Genomic DNA, 18,400 nt, shown 5'->3' on the forward strand with positions numbered 1-18,400 from the left:
TCCTATAATCTCCCTACACTTCTGTTTCGGATCGGCCCTTTCATCATGCTGAATGCCGTCGGCCTTCTCGTCATCCTCGGTTGCGTGTTCGGCAGCTTCATCATCTCCGGCGGCAAGATGGATATCGTGCTGCACGCGTTGCCGCACGAGATGATGGCCATCGGCGGCGCGGCGATCGGGGCGTTCATCGTCTCCAACTCGATGCCGACGGTGAAGCTGGCCGGCAAGGGGCTGGTCCGCTCGTTCAAGGGCGGGCGCTGGAAGGACAGCGACTACAAGGACCTGTTGACGCTGCTCTACGGCCTGCTGTCCGCCTTCAAGAAGGGCGGCGCCACCGCGATCGAGCCGCATCTCGACAATCCGAAGGAGAGCAGCTTCTTCTCGCGCTATCCCCGCATCCTCGCCGACCATCATCTGGTGGAGTTCGTGTGCGATTACCTGCGCATGATGACGGTCAGCTTCGAGGACCCGCACCAGATCGCCGAGGCGATGGAAAACGACATCGAGAAGCACCATCACGAGGAACTGGCCCCGCAGCACGCGCTGCAGCAGATGGCCGACGGCCTGCCCGCGATCGGCATCGTCGCCGCCGTGCTGGGCGTCATCAAGACGATGGGATCGATCGACCAGCCGACCGAGGTGCTGGGCGCGATGATCGGCGGCGCGCTGGTCGGCACGTTCATGGGCGTGCTGCTCGCCTACTGCCTGGTCGGGCCGCTTGCCGCCAAGCTTCAGGAAACCATCGAGGGCGACAGCAAGCCGTTCGGCATCGTCAAGACCGCGATCGTCGCGCACGCCCAGGGGCTGCCGACGCAGGTCGCGATCGAGATCGCCCGGCGCATGACCCCCTCCGCCAAGGCCCCCACTTTCCACCAGCTGGAAACCGCACTCGAAGAGGCGAAAAATGACTTCAACGCTGTTCCCGCCTGAGCCGTCGCCCGCGTCGTCGATCACGGGGCCGGGTGCCCCGACCGACCGCATCGTGCGCCTGCCCGCCCACTGCACCACCGTCACCGCCGAGGACACCCGCGTCCGACTGGTGCTGGCCGCCGACTTCGACGACCTGATCGAGGTCGACGCGTCGCAGGTCGAAAGCATCGGGCAGGCGACGCTGCAACTGCTGATCGCCGCCCATGCGGAAGCGGTCGCGGCCGGTCGCCGCTTTGCGATCATCGACCCCAGCGCCGCCTTTGTGGAGCGCGTCACCCATTGCCGGCTCGCCGAGGCGATCGGGCTCGAAAGCCAGAAGGAACTGAACTCGTGAGCAAGACCATCCTTACCGTCGATGATTCAGCCAGCATGCGAATGCTGCTGAAGGCGTCGCTGACCGCGCAGGGGTTCACGATCGAGGCAGCCAATGACGGCCGCCACGGGCTGGAACGCATGATGGAGGTGAAGCCCGACCTGCTCATCACCGACATCAACATGCCCGAGATGGACGGGTTCGAGCTGATCGAGGCGGTGCGCGCCAAGCCGGAATTCCGCGGCGTGCCGATCCTAGTCCTGTCCACCGAATTCTCCGACGAGAAGAAGGCGCGCGCACGATCGGCCGGGGCGACCGGCTGGATCACCAAGCCGTTCGACGCCGCCAAGCTGGGAACGGCGATCCGCCGCGTCTGCCCGTGAGCGACGATCTCGACGATATCCAGGCGATCTTCTTCGAGGAATGCGCCGAGGGACTGGCCACCGCGGAAGCGGGCCTGTCCGCCATGGCGGACGGCGACGTCTCCGCCGGGGTGATCGCCGGCGTGTTCCGTGCGGTCCATTCGATCAAGGGCGGCGCGGGCGCGTTCGGCCATGCCGCGCTGACCGCCTTCTCGCACCGGTTCGAGAACGTGCTGGACGAGGTGCGCGCCGGCCGGATCGCCCCGACGCCGGGCGTTACCCGCGTGATGCTGACCGCGTTCGACGTGCTGGCCGACCATGTCGCCGCCGCGCAGGGGACGAGCCCGCTGCCCGCCGATGCCGCGGTCGCCGCCGCGCTCGATCAGGTGCTGGCCGATCGCGGCGTGGCGGAGGCGGCGCCTGTGCCCGCCGCGCCCGCCCCCGCGCCCGTCGCGGTGGTCGAGGACGATCCGTTCGGGTTCGAGCCCGTCACCGCCTCGGTCGAGCCGTTCGATCCGTTCGGGTTCGAGCCGGTCACGGTGACGCTCGACCTGCTCGACGATGCCCGGCCGGTGGTCGCGGATGCGCCGTTGCCCTGGACGGTCACCTTCGTCCCCTCCGACGCGGCGCTCGCCAATGGCGGCGAACCGATGCTGATCGTGCGCGAACTGGAGATGCTCGGCGGCACCATCACCGGTGTCGACCTGTCGCGCCTGCCGTCGCTGCGCGATCTGGAGCCCGAGCACGCCTATCTCGGCTGGACGATCAGCGTGCCCGGCACGGTCGAGGAATCGGCGATCGGCGAATGTTTCGATTTCGTCGCGCCCGAATCGATCGTCGACATCGTCCGCGAGATATCGTCCGACATGGCTTCAACCGGGGTCCCGGTCGTCCCGCCGGTCGCTGTAGCCCCCGTGCCGGCGCCGGTTCCCGTTCCGGTTGCGCTGGCCGAGGTGCCGACCCTGATCGCGACGCCGATCGCCGCCGCGCCCGTACCGCCGATGCCGGTCGCCGTGGCGCCCGTCGCCCCGCCGCCGCCGGTGCGCCCCGCGCCGGTGCGCGTCGACGAGGCGGAGGTGCAGCGCACGCACGAGGTCGCGGCGCAGACGATCCGCGTCGACCTGACCAAGCTCGACATGCTGCTCAACCTGGTCGGCGAACTGGTGATCCGCGGCTCGATCCTGGCGGATCGGCTCAGCCCGAAGGATCAGGAACGCGTCGAACTGCCGCAGCTGTCGCGCCTGACGCGCGAGATCCAGGATACGGTGATGTCGCTGCGCGCGCAGCCGATCAAGCAGGCGTTCAGCCGCGTGCCCCGGATGCTGCGCGACCTGTCCGCCGAAACCGGCAAGCAGGTGACACTGGAAACGACGGGCGAGACGACCGAGGTCGACAAGGGCGTGATCGAGAAGATCGGCGACCCGCTGACCCACATGATCCGCAACGCCGTCGATCACGGCATCGAAAGCCCGGAGAAGCGGCTGGCCGCGGGCAAGCCCGCGCAGGGCACGATCAAGCTGTCTGCCGAGCAGAAGGGCGCGCGCATCTTCGTGCGGGTCGCCGACGACGGCGGCGGCATCGACCGCGCACGGGTGCGTGCCAAGGCGGTCGAGAAGGGCATCGTCGCCCCCGACGCGGTGCTGACCGACGAGGAGATCGACCAGCTGATCTGCGCGCCGGGCTTCTCGACGGCGGAGACGATCTCCAACATCTCCGGTCGCGGCGTCGGCATGGATGTGGTGCGATCGAACGTCGAGGCACTGGGCGGCCGGGTCGAGATCGCCTCGACCCCCGGCAAGGGCACGACCTTCACGATGGTGCTGCCGCTGACGCTCGCCATCCTCGAAGGGATGATCGTGCGGCTGGCGGGGCAGCGCTTCGTGCTGCCGCTGGCCAACGTGATCGAGACGGTACAGCCCGAACCGGGCCAGGTCCGCCCGACCACGACGACCGGCGAGGTGATCGAGCTGCGCGGCAATTACCTGCCCGTCCGCCGCCTGACGCGCACTTTCGGCTTCGCGGACAACGATGCGCGCACGCCGGAGGAATCGCTGGTCATCATCGTCGAGAGCGAAACCGCGGGCCATGTCGGGCTGATGGTCGACACGATCGACGACCGCCGCGAGGTCGTCATCAAGAGCCTCGACCAGAATCTCCACCCGATCCGCGGCCTGGGCGGCGCCACCATCCTCGGCGACGGTTCGATCGCCCTGATCCTCGACATCGAGGCATTGGTCGGCCCGTCCGCCCCCCTGAACCGCTACCCCCAGAAAGGACTGGCCGCATGAGCAGCACGCAAGCATCCGACGAGCGCAAGATCGTCACCTTCTCCCTCGGCGAGCAGATCTTCGGGATCGACATGGCCTCGCTGATCGAGATCCGCGAATGGGACGAGCCGACCCCGCTGCCGGGCGTGCCGTCGTACATCAAGGGCGTCACCAACCTGCGCGGCACCGTGGTGCCCGTCGTCGGCCTCGCCGAACGGCTGGGCTGGACGCCTAGCGTGATCCACGCGCGGTCGTGCATCCTGGTCGTCAACGTCGACGGCAAGCAGGCCGGCTTCCTGGTCGACGAGGTGGCGGACATCGTCCTCATCAAGGATTCCGAAATCCGTCCCGCCCCCGATGTCGAGGTCGGCGAGCCGAGCGTGATCGCCGGACTGGTCAAGACCACATCGCGCACGATCGAGGCCGCGCAGGGCAGCACCGACGGCATCATGGTGCTGCTGCTCGATCTCGATGCGCTGGCGCTGACGCGCCAGCTGGACCTCGCCGCGTGACCGACGCCGCCCTTTCCCTCGGCAGTGCGGTGGCGCCGGAGCATGGCGCGAACGGTCCGCCGCTCGGCAATGCCGAGTTCGCGGCGATCGCGGCGATCATGCAGAGCGACGCACGCATCCACCTGACCGAGATCAAGAAGACGCTGGTCCATGGGCGACTGTCGCGGCGGCTGCGGATGCACGGGTTGTCCACCTTCCGCGACTATGTCCGGATGGTGCAGTCGGATGCGCAGGAACGGGCGGCGATGGTGGTGTCTCTGACCACCAACCACACGCATTTCTTTCGCGAGAACCATCACTTCGAGCACTTCAAGGCCGAGGTGATCCCGACACTGAAGGAGGCGGCGCGCCATCGACCCGTCCGCATCTGGTCGGCGGGCTGTTCCAGCGGCGAGGAGGTCTACACGATCGCGCTCTGCCTGCTGGGTCGTGACCGTGGGCAGGCGGGATGGCTGCGCAACGCCGACGTGAAGTTGCTGGCGACCGACCTGTCGCCGCCGATGGTGGAGAATGTGCAGCGGGCGACCTATGCCGACAACATCGTGTCCGCGATCCCGGCCGATTACCGGGCGGCGTGGGTGAAGCCCGCCCCCGGCGGCGACTTCGCCATCGCCGAGGAGGCGCGGGCGATGGTGACCGCGCGGGTGCTGAACCTGTTCGCCCCATGGCCGATGCGCCAGAAATACGACGCGATCTTCTGCCGCAACGTCATGATCTATTTCGACGATGCCGCGAAGGCGGAGCTGGAGGCCCGGCTGGTCGACCAGCTGGCGCCCGGCGGCCACCTGTACATCGGTCATTCCGAACGGCTGATCGGGCCGGCGGCGGCGAAGATGAAGGCGTGCGGCCAGACCATCTATGCCAGGCAGGATGGGGCACCCCGATGACGATCCGTGCCCTGGTGGTCGACGACAGCGCGGCGATCCGCGCGGTGCTGACCCGCATCCTGTCCGCCGACCCCGAGATCGAGGTGGTCGGTCAGGCGCCCGAGCCCAACACCGCGCGCGAGATGATCAAGACGCTGCGACCGGATGTCATCACGCTCGACGTGGAGATGCCGGGGATGGACGGCCTGTCCTTCCTGGAACGGATCATGCGGCTGCGGCCGATGCCGGTGGTGATGTGTTCGACGCTGACCGCGCGCGGCGCGGCGGTGACGATCGAGGCGCTGCGCCTGGGCGCGGTCGACTGCATCGCCAAGCCGTCGGGCAGCGCCGAGGAGCTGGCGCGTGACGGCGCGTTGCTGCGGGCCAAGGTGAAGGCGGCGGCGCGGTCCGCGGTCCGCCCCGGCGGCCCGGCCCGCACCACCACGCCGATCGCCGGCGGCCGCGCCCGCGAGGACGCGCTGATCGCGATCGGATCGTCCACCGGCGGGGTCGAGGCGCTGTTCGCGTTGCTGGGCGCGATGCCGGCGGATTGCCCGCCGATCCTGATCGTCCAGCATATGCCCGGCGCCTTCACCGGCAGCTTCGCCGAACGGCTGAACCGCGATTGCCGGATCACCGTGGAGGAGGCGCGCGACGGGGCGCCGATCGTCGCCGGTACCGCCTATATCGCGCCGGGAGGCGAGCGGCACATGGAGCTGGCCGGCACTACCGGCAGCATCATCCGCCTGCGCACCGGCGATCTGGTGAGCGGCCATCGCCCATCGGTCGATGTGCTGTTCCGCTCCGTCGCGTCGCGTCGCGGCGCGGCGGCGGTGGGGGCGATCCTGACCGGGATGGGCAGCGACGGGGCCGAGGGGCTGCTGGCGATGCGTCAGGCGGGTGCCCGCACGCTCGGCCAGTCGCGCGAGAGCTGTGTGGTCTACGGGATGCCGCGCGCAGCGATGGAGCTGGGCGCGGTCGAAAAGGAAACAAGCCTGTCCGCGATGCCCGAGGCGATCCTCGCGGCGTGCGGCATGCGTCAAGCGAAAGTGGGAGCGTAACGACATGCCGGCTGCGGCGCAGATCAAGGTGATGGTCGTCGACGACCAGGCGAGCATGCGGGCGATGATTCGCCGGTCGCTGCAGGACCTGGGTTTCAAGGACGTGCGCGACAAGGGCACCGCGCCCGAGGCGCTGGCGGCGATCAAGAGCGACCGGGTCCACCTGATCGTCTCGGACTATAACATGCCGTTCATGGACGGCCTGCAATTCCTGGAGGAGGTGCGCGGCGACCCGGTGATCGGGAAGACCGTGTTCATCATGCTGACCGGATCGTCGGACCGCGAGGTGGTGCAGAAGGCGGCGGCGCTGGGCGTCAACAACTACCTCGTCAAACCCTTCGCGCCGGCGGCGCTGAAGGAAAAGATCGAGCGCGTGTTCGGCGAACTGACATGACGGTCGCGCGGCGCATCAACCTGGTGCAGGGCGAGCATCTGGCGACCGACCGGCCCGGCAGTATCCTGTCGACGCTGCTCGGGTCGTGCATCGCGGTGTGCCTGCACGATGGCGTCGCGCATGTCGGCGGCATGAATCACTTCCTGCTCGGCCGGCCCGACGCCGGGCAGACGGTGGGCGCGCACGAGATGCAGCGTTACGGCGTCCACGCGATGGAGCTTCTCATCAACGCGATGATGCAGAAGGGGGCGATTCGTTCACGATTGCGCGCGCACATCTATGGCGGTGCCAACATCATCGCCGGGCTGGGCGGGATCGGCCACGACAATGCGGTGTTCGCGCGCCGCTTCGTCGAGACCGAGGGGATCGCCATCGGCCATGTCGACGTGGGCGGCACCCGCGCGCGCAAGATCGAATTCATGCCCTTCGAGGGCAAGGCGCGTTCGTCGTTCGTGGCCGAACCCGTGCCGCCCCCGCGCGTTCCGGTGGTGCCGGTCCACGGCGGCGAACTCGAACTCTTCTGACCCCTTTTCCGAACGGTTCCGCAACCCATGGCCCAGCCTCATTCCTCCCCGCCGATCGGCCCCCTCCACGCCGCGCTCGCCGTCGAGCTGCGCCACGTCCGCGCCTCGATCGAGCAACTGGCGGAGACGCTGGTCGTCGACGAGCATTTCACGACGCACTATCTGGAACAGTTCCAGACGTTCGACCTGCTGGCGCAATATGCCGACGAGAGCGCGTCGCTGCTCGACCGGCTGGCGATCGGCCATGACCCGCACGAGGCGGTCGCCGGCGTGCGGCTGGGCATGGTGCAGGAACGGCTGCGCACCGCCATGACGGGAGCCGTCTAAGCCATGTCCGGCGCCAACACCCGTCCCATCGTTATCCGCAGGGTCAAGAAGATTGCGGGCGGCCATCATGGCGGCGCCTGGAAGGTCGCCTATGCCGATTTCGTGACGGCGATGATGGCGTTCTTCCTGCTGCTCTGGCTCATCAGCAACCCCGACAAGCAGCGGCAGAAGGGGCTGGCGGAGTATTTCTCGCCGGCGTCGGCCTCGGCGCTGTCGCAGACCGCCGATGCCCAGTCCTCGACCAGCGGTATCGGCGGGATGCCGGGCGCCGGCGGCCATGGGCGCCGTGCCCAGTCCGAACAGGTCCAACCGCCGCGCGGCCAGCCGTCGAGCAAGGCGGGCACCTCCGGCACCACCGTCGGCGGCACCGCCCGCATTCCCGATCCGTCGCTCCGCGTGATCGCGCAGGAGATGCGCGTCGCGATCGACAGCCTGCCGCCCGAGGCGCCGGGCCGTCGCGAAATGCGGATCGAGGAGGATCGCGACGGGCTGCGCATCAGCCTGACCGACACTGCCGCGCGGTCGATGTTCAAGGCGGGCACCGCCGTGCTCAACCCCTTCGCGCGCGAGATGTTGGCACGGGTCGCAGGCAAGCTGGTGAAATCGGAAGCACAGATCGCGATCGAGGGTCATACCGATGGCGATGGCAGCGGCGGCAACGACACCAACTGGCGCCTGTCGGGCGAGCGCGCGATCGCGGCGCGGGCGGCGATGATCGCCGCCGGCCTGCCCGCCGACCGCTTCGCGGAGATGGTCGCGCTCGCGGATACCCGCCCGGTCTATCCCGACCAGCCCGACCGGCCGGAGAACCGCCGCATCACCATCGTCGCCAAGGGCGAGGCGCCGTCGCTGCCCAGCGACTCGAGCTTCCGGTTCTGAACGCATGAAAAAGATCATCACCCTGCTGATCGTGCTGATCCTGGGCGGTGGCGTCGGCGGCGGCGCCGCCTACGCGACGCTGCGGCTGCTGGGGCCGCCCGTGCCGGCCAAACCGGTCGAGCCCCCGCTCGCCTTCGTCTCCGCGCAGAAGGTCAGCGCGCCGATGGTGCTGGGCGACGGGCGGCTGTCCGGATATGTCTCGTTCGATTTCGACGTGCAGGTGCCCGAGGAAGAGGTCGCGACGGTGACGGCGAAGCTGCCGCTGCTGCTCCATGCGATCAACATGCGCACCTATCGAACCCCGCTGGCCACCGGGCCGGACGGCATGTTGCCCGATATCGAGGGCCTGCGCCGGGTCGTGCTGGCCGCGGCGCCGGAGGCGCTGGGCAAGGGCGTGGTGCGGCGGGTGGCGATCACCCGTGCCGAGCCGGCATGACCGGCGCGCGCAGGATGGAAACCGACATGACGGGAGGGAACATGGCCGGCAACGCGAACGCCATGACGGCCCGGTCCGGCCCCCTGCCGCAAGATCTGCCCCCGCGTGAGGCACGGCTGACGACGATCCTGCTCGTCGGTCGCCTCGTCACGGACGAACGCGACTGGGTGTGCCGGGTGCGCAACCTGTCGTCGGGCGGCCTGATGGCCGAATGCGACGCGGCGCTGGCCGTGGGTACGCCGGTGCGCATCGAACTGCGCAATATGGCCGTGGTGAACGGCGAGATCGTGTGGACACGGCCCCCGCGCGCCGGCGTGCGTTTCGACGCCCCCGTCGACGTCTCCGAACTACTGCGCACCGGCAGCGGCCAGACGCGCCGCCCGCGTGCGCCGCGGCTGTCCGCCACCTGTTCCGTCCTGCTCTGGTATCGGGGTCAGACGACCGCGCAGACGCTGGTCGATCTGTCGCAATCCGGCTGTCGTCTCGCCGTCGCGCATCCGCCGCCGGTGGACTGGCCGGTACGGATCACCATCCCCGGCCTGCCACCGCGCCATGCCACGCTGCGCTGGGCGCGGGACGGCCAGGCGGGTTTCGCCTTTCGCGAGATCCTGTCGTTCAGCGAATTGTCGACATGGCAGGCGGACCTCGCCACCCGGTTCGGGGAACGCGGCTAGGCCGGGACGGCGGCGTCATCGATCCGGAACTGGATCAGCGAGCCCGCCAGATCGTGCGCGCCGGTGACCAGCGTGCTGCAGATCGCCGTCGCGTCGCCCGCCATCGCCGCATTCCGTTCCGTGAAGCGCGCGATGTCGCGCATCCGGTCGTCGACGTCGCGGACATCGCGTGCCTGCCGGTCGGCGGCCACGGCCATCTCGCCCACCAGCATCGACACCTCGCCGACATCGCGCAGGATGACGCCCAGCTTCATGCTGGCGGCCCCGACCAGATCGACCCCCTCGATCGCGCAGGCCCGCGCCAGGGCAAGCGATTCGCCGATCTGTTCGGTGGCCCCGCGCAGCCGCCCGGCCAGCACGCTCACCTCCTTGGCCACGACCGCGAAGCCGGTGCCCGCGCTGCCGGCGCGCGCCGCCTCCATCTGTGCGTTGAGTGCGAGCAGGCGGGTCTGTTCGGCGATCGACCGGACCAGGTCGGTGATCGTGCCGATCTGTTCCGAACTGCTGTCGATCCGGGCCATCGCCGTCACCGCCGCGGCGACGGTGTCGCGCGATCGTTCCGCGCTGTCGCGCGTCGACCGGGCGACCTCCTCGACCCGGCGGGCGCCCGACGTGTTCTGCCTGATCGTTTCGGTCAGCTGGGCCAGACGGTCGCCCACGACCCCGATCGCGCTCGCCTGCTGCACCGTCCGGTCGGCCAGTTGTCCGGAGGCCGCGGCGATGCCGTTCGCGTCACGATCGACCGCCGCGACCGTCGCCTGCACCCGCCGCAGCAGCCCGGACAACTGGACGACGGCGGCATCGTAATCGTCCTTCAGCACCGCCGCATCGCTCGACAGGCCATCGGCGAGGCGGAAGGTCAGGTCGCCGCGCGCGATGGCGGCCAGTCCTTCGCCGATGATCCGGATGGTGGCACGGTCGCGCCCGGCGTCGTCGCGGGCGCGGTGCGCGGCGTCCTCCGCCTCGCGCGTGCGGCTATCCCGCAGCGCCGCCGCTTCCTGTTCCAGCCGGCGGTTCTCCAGCCCGGCGAGCCGGAAGATATCCAGCGCGCGGGCGATGCGGCCGACCTCGTCATCCCGGTCGCGCTGATCGGCGGGAACGGCGGCGGCGAAATCCTGCCGCGTCAGCCGGTCGACGATGCCGGTGAGGCGTTCGACCGGTCGGGCGATCAACGCGGTCAGCAGCCACGCCATCAACAGCGCGATGGTGAGCAGGCAGATACCGCCGGTCGCCAGAACGAGGGACGAATTGCCGAGTGCCTCGTTCAACTCGCGCTGTCGCGACGCCATGCGGCGCTCCTCGATCTCGCGCAATGCCTGGACCATGCGGGTGATGTAGGTGATGCGCGGCTTTTCGCCGGCTTCGGTCAGGATACGGATCGCCGCAAGCCGCCCGCTGTCCGTTCTGGCCATGGCGATCAGGTGGTCGCCATAATCGCGCCGCCAGTTGCGATTGGCGGCCACCGCCTGACGGATCAGGACATGCTGTTCGGGCCGGTCGACCAGTTTCGACAGGGACGCCATCGACCCGACGAACTGGATCACGCCCTCGCGATAGGTGTCGAGATAGTTGAAGTTGCGGGTCAGCAGGACGCCGCGCATCTGCGAATTGATGCGGATCAGCCCCTTTTCGGCGACATGGGACAGCCGGATGATCTGTTCGCTCTGGCTGTTCTGCCGGGCGGCCGAGCCGATCGCCTGAAGCTGGAATGCGACCAGCACGATCATCGCGACTGCCGCGGCCAGCAGGATGCCGAAGGCCAGGGTCAGCTTGACGCGTGTCGAAACATCCCTGAACCGGATCATTGTCTCCCCCCTGTGCTGGCCGTCACCGACCCTGGCCGTATCGTTCCCCGTGCGATCCCTCCGCGATTGTGCCGGTAGGGCGCGACGATCCGTGCCCTACCGTCGCGGCGCCGTGGCGGCGGCCAGGGCGGGCGACGGCGCGGGAGCGGCCGCACGGCGACGCGCCATCGCCATGGTGAGCGCGGCGGCCCCCTTGGGCGTCATCGCGGCCAGGATCATCGCGGTCGATCGTTCCCGCATCTTCTGGGCGACGCGCATCTGCACGTCGAGGTCGAGCTGTTCCAGCACCACCGCCGCGGCGGCGGGCTTCATCACCTGATAGATGCGCGCCAGATCGTCATACTGATCGGGGCCGGCCGCCGGCGCCTCGCCTGCCGGGGTGGCGCCGGCGGGCTGCGGCGCGGCGCGCAGGCGCGATTCGGCGGCCTGCGCCGCCTGTTCACGCAGGTCGAGCGCGCGGTTGCGCCGTGCCGCCGCCTTGTCGCGTTCGCTGATGTCGGAGGCGATCGCCGCGCCGAGGCGCGAGGTCGGCGCCTCGGCCGCCGCCCCCTCGGTGACGGTGGCGGCAAGGCCGACGGTGTTGCCGACGACGGCGACTGCCGCGGAGAAGGCAGTCAGCAAAAGCAGGGAGGGACGGCTCACGACCAATTGTCTCCATCATGGCCGCCGGTGCGGCCGGCGCCGTACGGGTCGCCGTGTTGTTCGTCGATCTGGCGGCGTCGGGCCGCCTCGGCGGTGTCGGCCATCCGGTCGGCGGACGCGTTGGCGATGCCGATCATCACGGTCAGCTCGTCGCTGATCGCCTTGCCTTCGGTCAGGACGCGGGCGGTGCCGGAGCATTCCGCCAGCGTGCGGCGGAGGTCGGCGAGCACCGTCTGCGCCTCCCGCGTGGAGTTATCGAGTGCGGCGACCATTTCGGCCAAAGCACTGGGCTGGACGACTTTCAGCGACCGCATCATCCGCACGCTCTGGATCAGCACGGCGGCACACAGGATGATCGTCGCCAGGTTGGCGATCGTGGCAAAGCTCAGCATGGCATTCTTCTCAGCATGATCGCAGACCAATCACGCCAGCGGCCCCTTGGCAATGTCGGTCGTCAATCGGACGGCAACCTTTGCGTTGCGCTGCCCGATCTGCGCGAGGCCCAGCGGCACCCCGCCGACATGCACTTCCAGCGGATCGTCGGGGCGCTTGCCCAACGTCAGCGTGCGTCCGACGGCGAAGTCGCGCACCGCGCCCAGCCCCATCCGCGTCTCGCCCAGCACCACCTCGACCGCCACTTCGGTGCGTGCGATCTCGGTGGCCATGTGCGCGCCCCAGATATTTTCGGGCCCATGCTTCTCGCCCATGAAGCGCTGGCCGAGGACCCGGCGGACCGGCTCGATCGTCGCATAGGGCAGCAGCACGCTGAAACAGCCGCCGCGCCCTTCCATGTCGACGCGCAGCGTCGCCACCGCGCAGATGTTGGTCGGCCCGGCGATCGAGGCGAAGCGCGGGCTGGTTTCGATCCGCTCCAGCGCCATCGTCGCCGGGGTGATCGGTGCCATCGACTGGCCGAGATCGGCCAGCACCAGTTCCAGCATCCGCCCGACCAGCCCGACCTCGATGCCCGTGAAGGCGCGGCCGTCGATCATCGGCTTGCCGCCGCTCTTGCGGCCGCCGAGCAGCGCGTCGACCACCGAATAGATCAGGCTCGGCTCGACGGTGATGAGACCGTAATTGCACCATTCCTCGACTCGGAACACGCCGATCATCGCGGGCAGCGCGATGCGGTTCACGAAATCGCCGAAACGGATCGAGGTGATCTCCTCCAGGCTGACGTCGATCGCATCCGAGGTCAGGTTGCGCATCGAGGTGGCGAACGCCCGGATCATCCGGTCGTACACCACTTCCAGCATCGGCAGCCGTTCGTAGCTGATGACGTCGGATTCGATGACCGCCTTCAGTCCGCTGCGCGACCGGGCCGGGCCGCCGACATCGCCGAACAGCGCGTCGATCCCCGCCTGGTCCAGCGCGCCATCGCCCATCATCCCCACCGGTGGTTCGGGAAGTGCGAAATCGTCGAAATCGTTGCTCACTGTTGAATCAGATCCTGCACGAGGATTTCCTTGACCTTGCCGTCACCCAGCGCATCGCGCGACCGGATCAGCAGTTCTTCCTTGATGCGGAAGACGGCGGCGGAACCTGATAGATCCTCCGGCCGCAACTCGCGCAGGAAGGGCTGATAGGCATCGAGCAGCGCCGGCAGACTGTCCTTCAGCGACGCCGCCGTCGTTTTCGCGCCGGGCACCAGCATCACATGGACCTTCAGGAAATGCGGGGCGCCATCGGCGGTGCGCAGGTTGACCAGCAGCGGCGGCACGTCGAGCGGTGCTTCCTTATCGCCGCCGCCGTGGCCGCCCTCACCGCCTTCGCCCTCGCCCTCGTCGGCGGCTTCCTCTTCGGTCGCCTCGGCCTTGTCGCCATGGCCGGCGCCGGCCTCCGCCTTCGCGGGACCCCCGCCGAACATCATATAGGCGCCGCCGCCGCCGCCCAGCAGCACCGCCGCCGCGGCCGCGCCGATCACGATCAGCTTCTTCTTCTTGTTCTTGGCTGCGGGGGGCGCACCCTCCGCTTCCGGCTTGTCGGCGTCGTTGGACACGGGTGGGGGCAACCTTTCCGAAACGTGGGGGGTGGCCGACCGGCCGCCCGCTATCTCGCCTATTATAGGATGGTCGGCAGGCAGTTTTTGCCTAGCGGCACGGAAAAGCGCAGTCAGGAAACGGAAAGCCCGGATGGACATCTCCTCCTACGTCCTGCTCAGCCAGGAGCAGGCGCTCAGGCGTCGGCTCGACGTGGCGGCGAACAATATGGCCAACATGAGCACGGCGGGCTTCAAGCGCGAACGCCCGGTGTTCCGCGAATATGTCGAGCAGCAGACCGAGGCCGCGGTCAAGGACGCGCGCAAGACGTCGTTCGTGCTCGATTACGGCGCGATGCACGATACCGCGGCGGGATCGTTCCAGTCCACCGGCAACCCGATGGACGTGATGATCGACGGCCCCGGCTATCTGTCGGTCGAGGCGCCGGGGGGCGGCACCGCCTTCACCCGTGCCGGCTTCGTCAAGCTGAACGAGGCGGGCGAACTGACCACCGCCGGCGGCCAGCGGCTGCTGGGGGAGGGCGGTCGCCCGATCGCGGTGGCGGCGGACCAGCGGGCGACGCTGTCGATCGGCGGCGATGGATCGGTGATGGGCAAGGACGGCCCCATCGGCCGCCTGACCGTGACCGTGTTCAATGATGAACGCATGGTGACGCCGCGCGGCGACGGCCTGATGGCGGCGACCGGCGGGCGCGAACTGACCGCGGCCGAGACAAAGCTGAAAACCGGCGGGATCGAGGCATCGAACGTCGAGCCGATCGTCGAGACGACGCAGATGGTCGAGATCCTGCGCGCCTATCAATCCAGCATGAAGATGTCGCAGGACATCGACGACCTCCGCCGCCGTGCGATCGATCGCCTCGGCAAGCTCGGCTGACCTCATTTTTTCTAGCTAAGGATTATCGCGATGCGGACCCTTTCGATCGCCAGCACCGGGATGCTGGCCCAGCAGACCAACGTCGACGTCATCTCGAACAATATCGCCAACATGAACACCACCGGGTTCAAGCGGCAACGGGCGGCGTTCCAGGACCTGCTCTACCAGCAGGAGACGCGGCCCGGCACCTCGGCCGGCGGCGCCAGCGAGGCGAAGGTGCCGACGGGCATCCAGATCGGCGCGGGCGTGCGCACCGGCGGCGTCTATCGCATCACCGAACAGGGCGCGCCCAACCAGACTGGCAACCGCTATGACATGGCGATCCAGGGTCGCGGCTATTTTCAGGTGACGATGCCCGACGGCCAGACCGGTTATACCCGCGACGGCACGTTCCAGCTGTCGGATCAGGGCGAACTGGTGACGGCCGACGGTTACCCGGTCCAGCCCGGCATCAACGTGCCCCCCGATGCGGTCGATGTCGCCATCTCCAAGACGGGGCAGGTGCAGGTGAAGCTGGCCGGCCAGACCGAGATGCAGACGGTGGGGCAGCTCCAGCTCGCCACCTTCGTTAACGAGGCGGGGCTGGAGGCGCTGGGCGGCAACATGTTCCTGACCAGCCCCGCCTCGGGCGAGGCGACGATCGGGTCGCCGGGCGATCCGGGCCTCGGCACGACGATGCAGGGCTTCGTCGAGGCATCGAACGTCAATCCCGTCGCCGAGATCACCGCGCTCATCACCGCGCAGCGCGCGTACGAGATGAACAGCCGCGTCGTGAAGACCGCCGACGAGATGCTCGCCACCTCCAGCCAGCTGCGCTGACCGCGATGCTGTCTATCCTCCTCGCGCTCGCGGCCGCCGTGCCCGGTGCAACGCCGCCCGCACCACCCGCCGTCCCCGTGCTGGTCCGCGCGATCGGGCGCGGCGAAGTGCTGGCGGCGAGCGATTTCGAACCGCAGCCGCGCAGCCCCGGCCTTGCCACCGGCGCGCTCGCCCCCCGCGACGCGGCAGGGCGGGAGGCGGTGCGCAACCTGTCCGCCGGCGCGGTGGTGCGGGCGGGCGATGTCGTCACCCCCCGCCTCGTCCGGCGTGGCGAGCCGGTTACGGTCAACCTGCGCAGTGGCGGGCTGACCATCGCCACCTCGGCCCGCGCGCTGGGCAGCGGCGGCATGGGCGATCTCGTCCGCGTCGTCACCAGCGCCACCAACCGCACGCTCGACGCCGTGGTCGAGGGGTCGGGTGCGGTTCGCATCGCGGTCGCCCCCTGATCCGCCTTCCATCCGTTAGATGCCGGAGATACTCCCTGTGAAGTCATCGCTTTCCCTCGTGCTGATCGGCGCCGTCGCGCTGTCGGGCTGCGGCGTCACCGGCCGCCTGAAGGAGGTTGGCCGCGCGCCGAACATGAGCGAGGTCGATATCGCCGACGCCCCGTCGATCGAGGAATCGCTCGGTCGTGCCGGCCGTATCCGCCCGCAGGAGACCGCGGCACCGCAGCCGCACGGTGCCTCGCTGTTCCGTGCCGGGGCGGGGGCGTTTCTGGGCGACCAGCGCGCCTCGCGCACCGGTGACATCCTGACGGTGCGGATCAACGTCGCCGACAAGGCGGAGGTCGGCAACACCACCGCGCGCTCGCGCGGGGGGTCGGAATCGGCGGGCCTGTCGTCGCTGCTCGGGCTGGAGACGAAGTTGCCGGGCAGCGATCCGTCGAAACTGATCGCGGGCAATTCCAGTTCGCAGTTCAACGGCGCTGGCTCGATCAGCCGCAGCGAGACGATCAATATGACGATGTCGGCGATCGTCACCAACGTGTTGCCGAACGGCAATCTGGTGATCCGCGGCCGGCAGGAAATCCGCGTCAATTACGAACTGCGCGAGCTGATCGTGACGGGCATCGTCCGCCCGCAGGATATCGGCCGCGACAACAGCATCCGCCATTCGCAGATCGCGGAGGCGCGGATCAGCTATGGCGGGCGTGGCCAGTTGACCCAGGCGCAGCAGGCGCGCTGGGGCCAGCAGATCTACGACGCGCTGTTCCCGTTCTGAATATCGTCCCGAATGTGTCTTGCCGCCCCGGACCCGGTTTCCCCCGGGTTTCGGGGCGGGCTTCGTCTGGTCGGAAAGTTTTGCCGGTCAGACTGTCAATTTTTCCGGCCATCGCGACCACCCGGCAATTTGTGCCGCCTATAAGGGAAGGGTAGCCCGCAAGGGCTGGATTGTGGGGAAGGCCCCTCGGGCGGCGGCGCCGTCGGACGGCCGGTTTGCGAGAAGGAAGACACACCGTGGCGATGACCGTGAATACCAATACCGGCGCAATGGCCGCGCTGCAGGCGCTGAACGCGACCAGCAAGGGGCTGGCCACCGTGCAGAGCCGGATCAACAGCGGCTTGAACGTCAGCTCCACCAAGGACGACTCCGCGTCGTTCACCATCGCGCAGAACCTGCGCGGCGATCTCGGCGGGCTGAAGGCGGTGACCTCGTCGCTCAACCGCGCCAAGAGCGTGACCGACGTGGCGGTCGCCGGCGCGGAGCAGATTTCCGACGTGCTCAACCAGATGAAGACGCTGGCCAAGCAGGCGTCCGACGCCGGCATCGATGCCAGCAGCCGCGCGGCGTACAACAAGGACTTCAAGGCGCTGCGCGATCAGATCACGACGATCGTCAACTCGTCGGAATTCAACGGCACCAACCTGCTCAAGACCAGCGGCGGATCGGTCAGTGCGCTCCAGTCGCTGACCAACACCGCGACCGGCAGCGGCACCTATGCCCCCGATACGCTGACCGTCACCAATCAGGGCCTCGATCTTGCCGCAACCGAGACGGCATCGACCGGCAAGGGCACCGGCGAGCTCGGTACCAATTCCGAAATCGACAGCACGGCCAAGGCGTTGCAGATGGTCGATACGCTCGACACGATGACCGCCAAGATGGCGACCAAGCTGAGCGACCTCGGCTCCGCATCGCGCAAGATCGACAACCAGATCACCTTCGCCAGCAAGCTGAGCGACACGATCGAGGGCGGCATCGGCAATCTGGTCGACGCGGATCTGGCCAAGGAATCGGCACGGCTGCAGGCGCTTCAGGTCAAGCAGCAGCTGGGTGTGCAGGCATTGTCGATCGCCAACCAGGCGCCGCAGACGATCACCTCGCTCTTCAAGTAAGCATCGATCGCTCGGGCGCGGCCAGCCGCTTCCGCAGCATGAAATCCGGAACCGGGGCGGATCACCATCCGCCCCGGTTTTTTCGCGTGCGCCATGCCTGCATTCCCTGCCTGCGGATGATATTGCGACTATTGGATAATTCCGGTGGCAAGACGATGGTAATAATGGTTAAATCGTTGTTAACTATCAATAAAATGTCTGCGTTTGTCCATTGTTAGGGAAATGGCGCCATGAGGGAAGCGCGGGTTGTCTTTGAGGCGACGCGCCGGGGGACCGCCGGTTTGGTCCACGGCCGCAGAAGCAGCCGTTCTTTCCAGAAGGAAGATTTCACATGGCAATGTCCGTCAACACGAACACCGGTGCGATGGCTGCGCTTC

Annotated in this window: 23 protein-coding genes; 18 read left to right on the forward strand and 5 right to left on the reverse strand. The window is 68.4% G+C overall.

From position 1 onward, the window contains the following. Window positions 1-45: 45 nt before the first annotated feature. Genes motA through ABD719_RS18065 form a run of 13 tightly spaced genes read left to right on the forward strand, consistent with a single transcriptional unit; the run spans window position 46 to window position 9,545 of the window. Window positions 46-930, forward strand: a complete 885-nt coding sequence (motA, locus tag ABD719_RS18005) for a flagellar motor stator protein MotA (protein ID WP_192127296.1) — start codon at window positions 46-48, stop codon at window positions 928-930. Then, a complete protein-coding gene (locus ABD719_RS18010) occupies window positions 905-1,264 on the forward strand; it encodes an STAS domain-containing protein (protein ID WP_344694742.1) in 360 nt (119 codons plus the stop codon). Before motA ends, ABD719_RS18010 begins: the two co-directional genes overlap by 26 nt. Then, window positions 1,261-1,626: a response regulator gene (locus tag ABD719_RS18015; protein ID WP_344694743.1), complete on the forward strand. Its 366-nt coding sequence runs from the start codon at window positions 1,261-1,263 to the stop codon at window positions 1,624-1,626. The genes ABD719_RS18010 and ABD719_RS18015 overlap by 4 nt, the downstream gene beginning before the upstream one ends. Next, complete coding sequence (locus ABD719_RS18020) at window positions 1,623-3,893, forward strand: chemotaxis protein CheA (RefSeq protein ID WP_344694744.1); 2,271 nt, start codon at window positions 1,623-1,625, stop codon at window positions 3,891-3,893. Before ABD719_RS18015 ends, ABD719_RS18020 begins: the two co-directional genes overlap by 4 nt. Continuing rightward, window positions 3,890-4,384, forward strand: coding sequence for a chemotaxis protein CheW (locus tag ABD719_RS18025; protein WP_192127290.1), 495 nt, complete (start codon window positions 3,890-3,892; stop codon window positions 4,382-4,384). Before ABD719_RS18020 ends, ABD719_RS18025 begins: the two co-directional genes overlap by 4 nt. After that, entirely contained in the window at window positions 4,381-5,271 is an 891-nt protein-coding gene (locus ABD719_RS18030; protein WP_425567213.1) for a CheR family methyltransferase, read from the forward strand. Before ABD719_RS18025 ends, ABD719_RS18030 begins: the two co-directional genes overlap by 4 nt. Continuing rightward, window positions 5,268-6,311, forward strand: a complete 1,044-nt coding sequence (locus tag ABD719_RS18035; protein WP_344694745.1) for a protein-glutamate methylesterase/protein-glutamine glutaminase — start codon at window positions 5,268-5,270, stop codon at window positions 6,309-6,311. The genes ABD719_RS18030 and ABD719_RS18035 overlap by 4 nt, the downstream gene beginning before the upstream one ends. Window positions 6,312-6,315: 4 nt before the next feature. After that, entirely contained in the window at window positions 6,316-6,705 is a 390-nt protein-coding gene (locus ABD719_RS18040; RefSeq protein ID WP_344694746.1) for a response regulator, read from the forward strand. Beyond that, complete coding sequence (locus ABD719_RS18045; protein ID WP_344694747.1) at window positions 6,702-7,229, forward strand: chemotaxis protein CheD; 528 nt, start codon at window positions 6,702-6,704, stop codon at window positions 7,227-7,229. Before ABD719_RS18040 ends, ABD719_RS18045 begins: the two co-directional genes overlap by 4 nt. A gap of 27 nt (window positions 7,230-7,256) precedes the next feature. After that, window positions 7,257-7,556 (forward strand): hypothetical protein, encoded by a 300-nt coding sequence (locus ABD719_RS18050; RefSeq protein WP_344694748.1) that lies wholly within the window; start codon window positions 7,257-7,259, stop codon window positions 7,554-7,556. Window positions 7,557-7,559: 3 nt separating this feature from the next. After that, complete coding sequence (locus tag ABD719_RS18055; protein WP_344694749.1) at window positions 7,560-8,435, forward strand: flagellar motor protein MotB; 876 nt, start codon at window positions 7,560-7,562, stop codon at window positions 8,433-8,435. A gap of 4 nt (window positions 8,436-8,439) precedes the next feature. Continuing rightward, window positions 8,440-8,871: a hypothetical protein gene (locus tag ABD719_RS18060; protein WP_344694750.1), complete on the forward strand. Its 432-nt coding sequence runs from the start codon at window positions 8,440-8,442 to the stop codon at window positions 8,869-8,871. A 26-nt stretch (window positions 8,872-8,897) separates the two neighbouring features. Beyond that, entirely contained in the window at window positions 8,898-9,545 is a 648-nt protein-coding gene (locus ABD719_RS18065) for a PilZ domain-containing protein (protein ID WP_344694751.1), read from the forward strand. Here the strand turns inward: ABD719_RS18065 and ABD719_RS18070 are convergent. From ABD719_RS18070 to ABD719_RS18090, 5 genes are all read right to left on the reverse strand, one after another. Next, complete coding sequence (locus tag ABD719_RS18070) at window positions 9,542-11,350, reverse strand: methyl-accepting chemotaxis protein (RefSeq protein ID WP_344694752.1); 1,809 nt, start codon at window positions 11,348-11,350, stop codon at window positions 9,542-9,544. The genes ABD719_RS18065 and ABD719_RS18070 overlap by 4 nt on opposite strands. 96 nt (window positions 11,351-11,446) lie before the next feature. Beyond that, entirely contained in the window at window positions 11,447-11,992 is a 546-nt protein-coding gene (locus tag ABD719_RS18075) for a MotE family protein (protein WP_344694753.1), read from the reverse strand. Beyond that, window positions 11,989-12,384 (reverse strand): DUF6468 domain-containing protein, encoded by a 396-nt coding sequence (locus ABD719_RS18080; RefSeq protein WP_192127268.1) that lies wholly within the window; start codon window positions 12,382-12,384, stop codon window positions 11,989-11,991. Before ABD719_RS18080 ends, ABD719_RS18075 begins: the two co-directional genes overlap by 4 nt. 30 nt (window positions 12,385-12,414) lie before the next feature. Beyond that, window positions 12,415-13,428, reverse strand: a complete 1,014-nt coding sequence (fliM, locus tag ABD719_RS18085) for a flagellar motor switch protein FliM (protein ID WP_344694754.1) — start codon at window positions 13,426-13,428, stop codon at window positions 12,415-12,417. After that, a complete protein-coding gene (locus ABD719_RS18090) occupies window positions 13,425-13,991 on the reverse strand; it encodes a flagellar basal body-associated FliL family protein (RefSeq protein ID WP_344694755.1) in 567 nt (188 codons plus the stop codon). The genes fliM and ABD719_RS18090 overlap by 4 nt, the downstream gene beginning before the upstream one ends. A gap of 133 nt (window positions 13,992-14,124) precedes the next feature. Between ABD719_RS18090 and ABD719_RS18095 the strand changes: the two genes are divergently transcribed. The 5 genes from ABD719_RS18095 (at window position 14,125) to ABD719_RS18115 (ending at window position 18,023) form a co-directional block, all read left to right on the forward strand. Beyond that, window positions 14,125-14,868, forward strand: coding sequence for a flagellar hook-basal body complex protein (locus ABD719_RS18095; RefSeq protein ID WP_344694756.1), 744 nt, complete (start codon window positions 14,125-14,127; stop codon window positions 14,866-14,868). Between the two features lie 30 nt (window positions 14,869-14,898). Then, window positions 14,899-15,687, forward strand: a complete 789-nt coding sequence (flgG, locus tag ABD719_RS18100) for a flagellar basal-body rod protein FlgG (protein WP_344694757.1) — start codon at window positions 14,899-14,901, stop codon at window positions 15,685-15,687. Between the two features lie 5 nt (window positions 15,688-15,692). After that, complete coding sequence (gene flgA, locus ABD719_RS18105) at window positions 15,693-16,133, forward strand: flagellar basal body P-ring formation chaperone FlgA (protein ID WP_344694758.1); 441 nt, start codon at window positions 15,693-15,695, stop codon at window positions 16,131-16,133. Window positions 16,134-16,170: 37 nt separating this feature from the next. After that, entirely contained in the window at window positions 16,171-16,908 is a 738-nt protein-coding gene (gene flgH / locus ABD719_RS18110; protein ID WP_344694759.1) for a flagellar basal body L-ring protein FlgH, read from the forward strand. 236 nt (window positions 16,909-17,144) lie between these two features. Then, window positions 17,145-18,023, forward strand: coding sequence for a flagellin (locus ABD719_RS18115; RefSeq protein ID WP_344694760.1), 879 nt, complete (start codon window positions 17,145-17,147; stop codon window positions 18,021-18,023). The last annotated feature ends 377 nt before the right edge of the window (window positions 18,024-18,400 follow it).

It is taken from the genome of Sphingomonas cynarae, assembly GCF_039537815.1.
Taxonomy (GTDB): domain Bacteria; phylum Pseudomonadota; class Alphaproteobacteria; order Sphingomonadales; family Sphingomonadaceae; genus Sphingomonas; species Sphingomonas cynarae.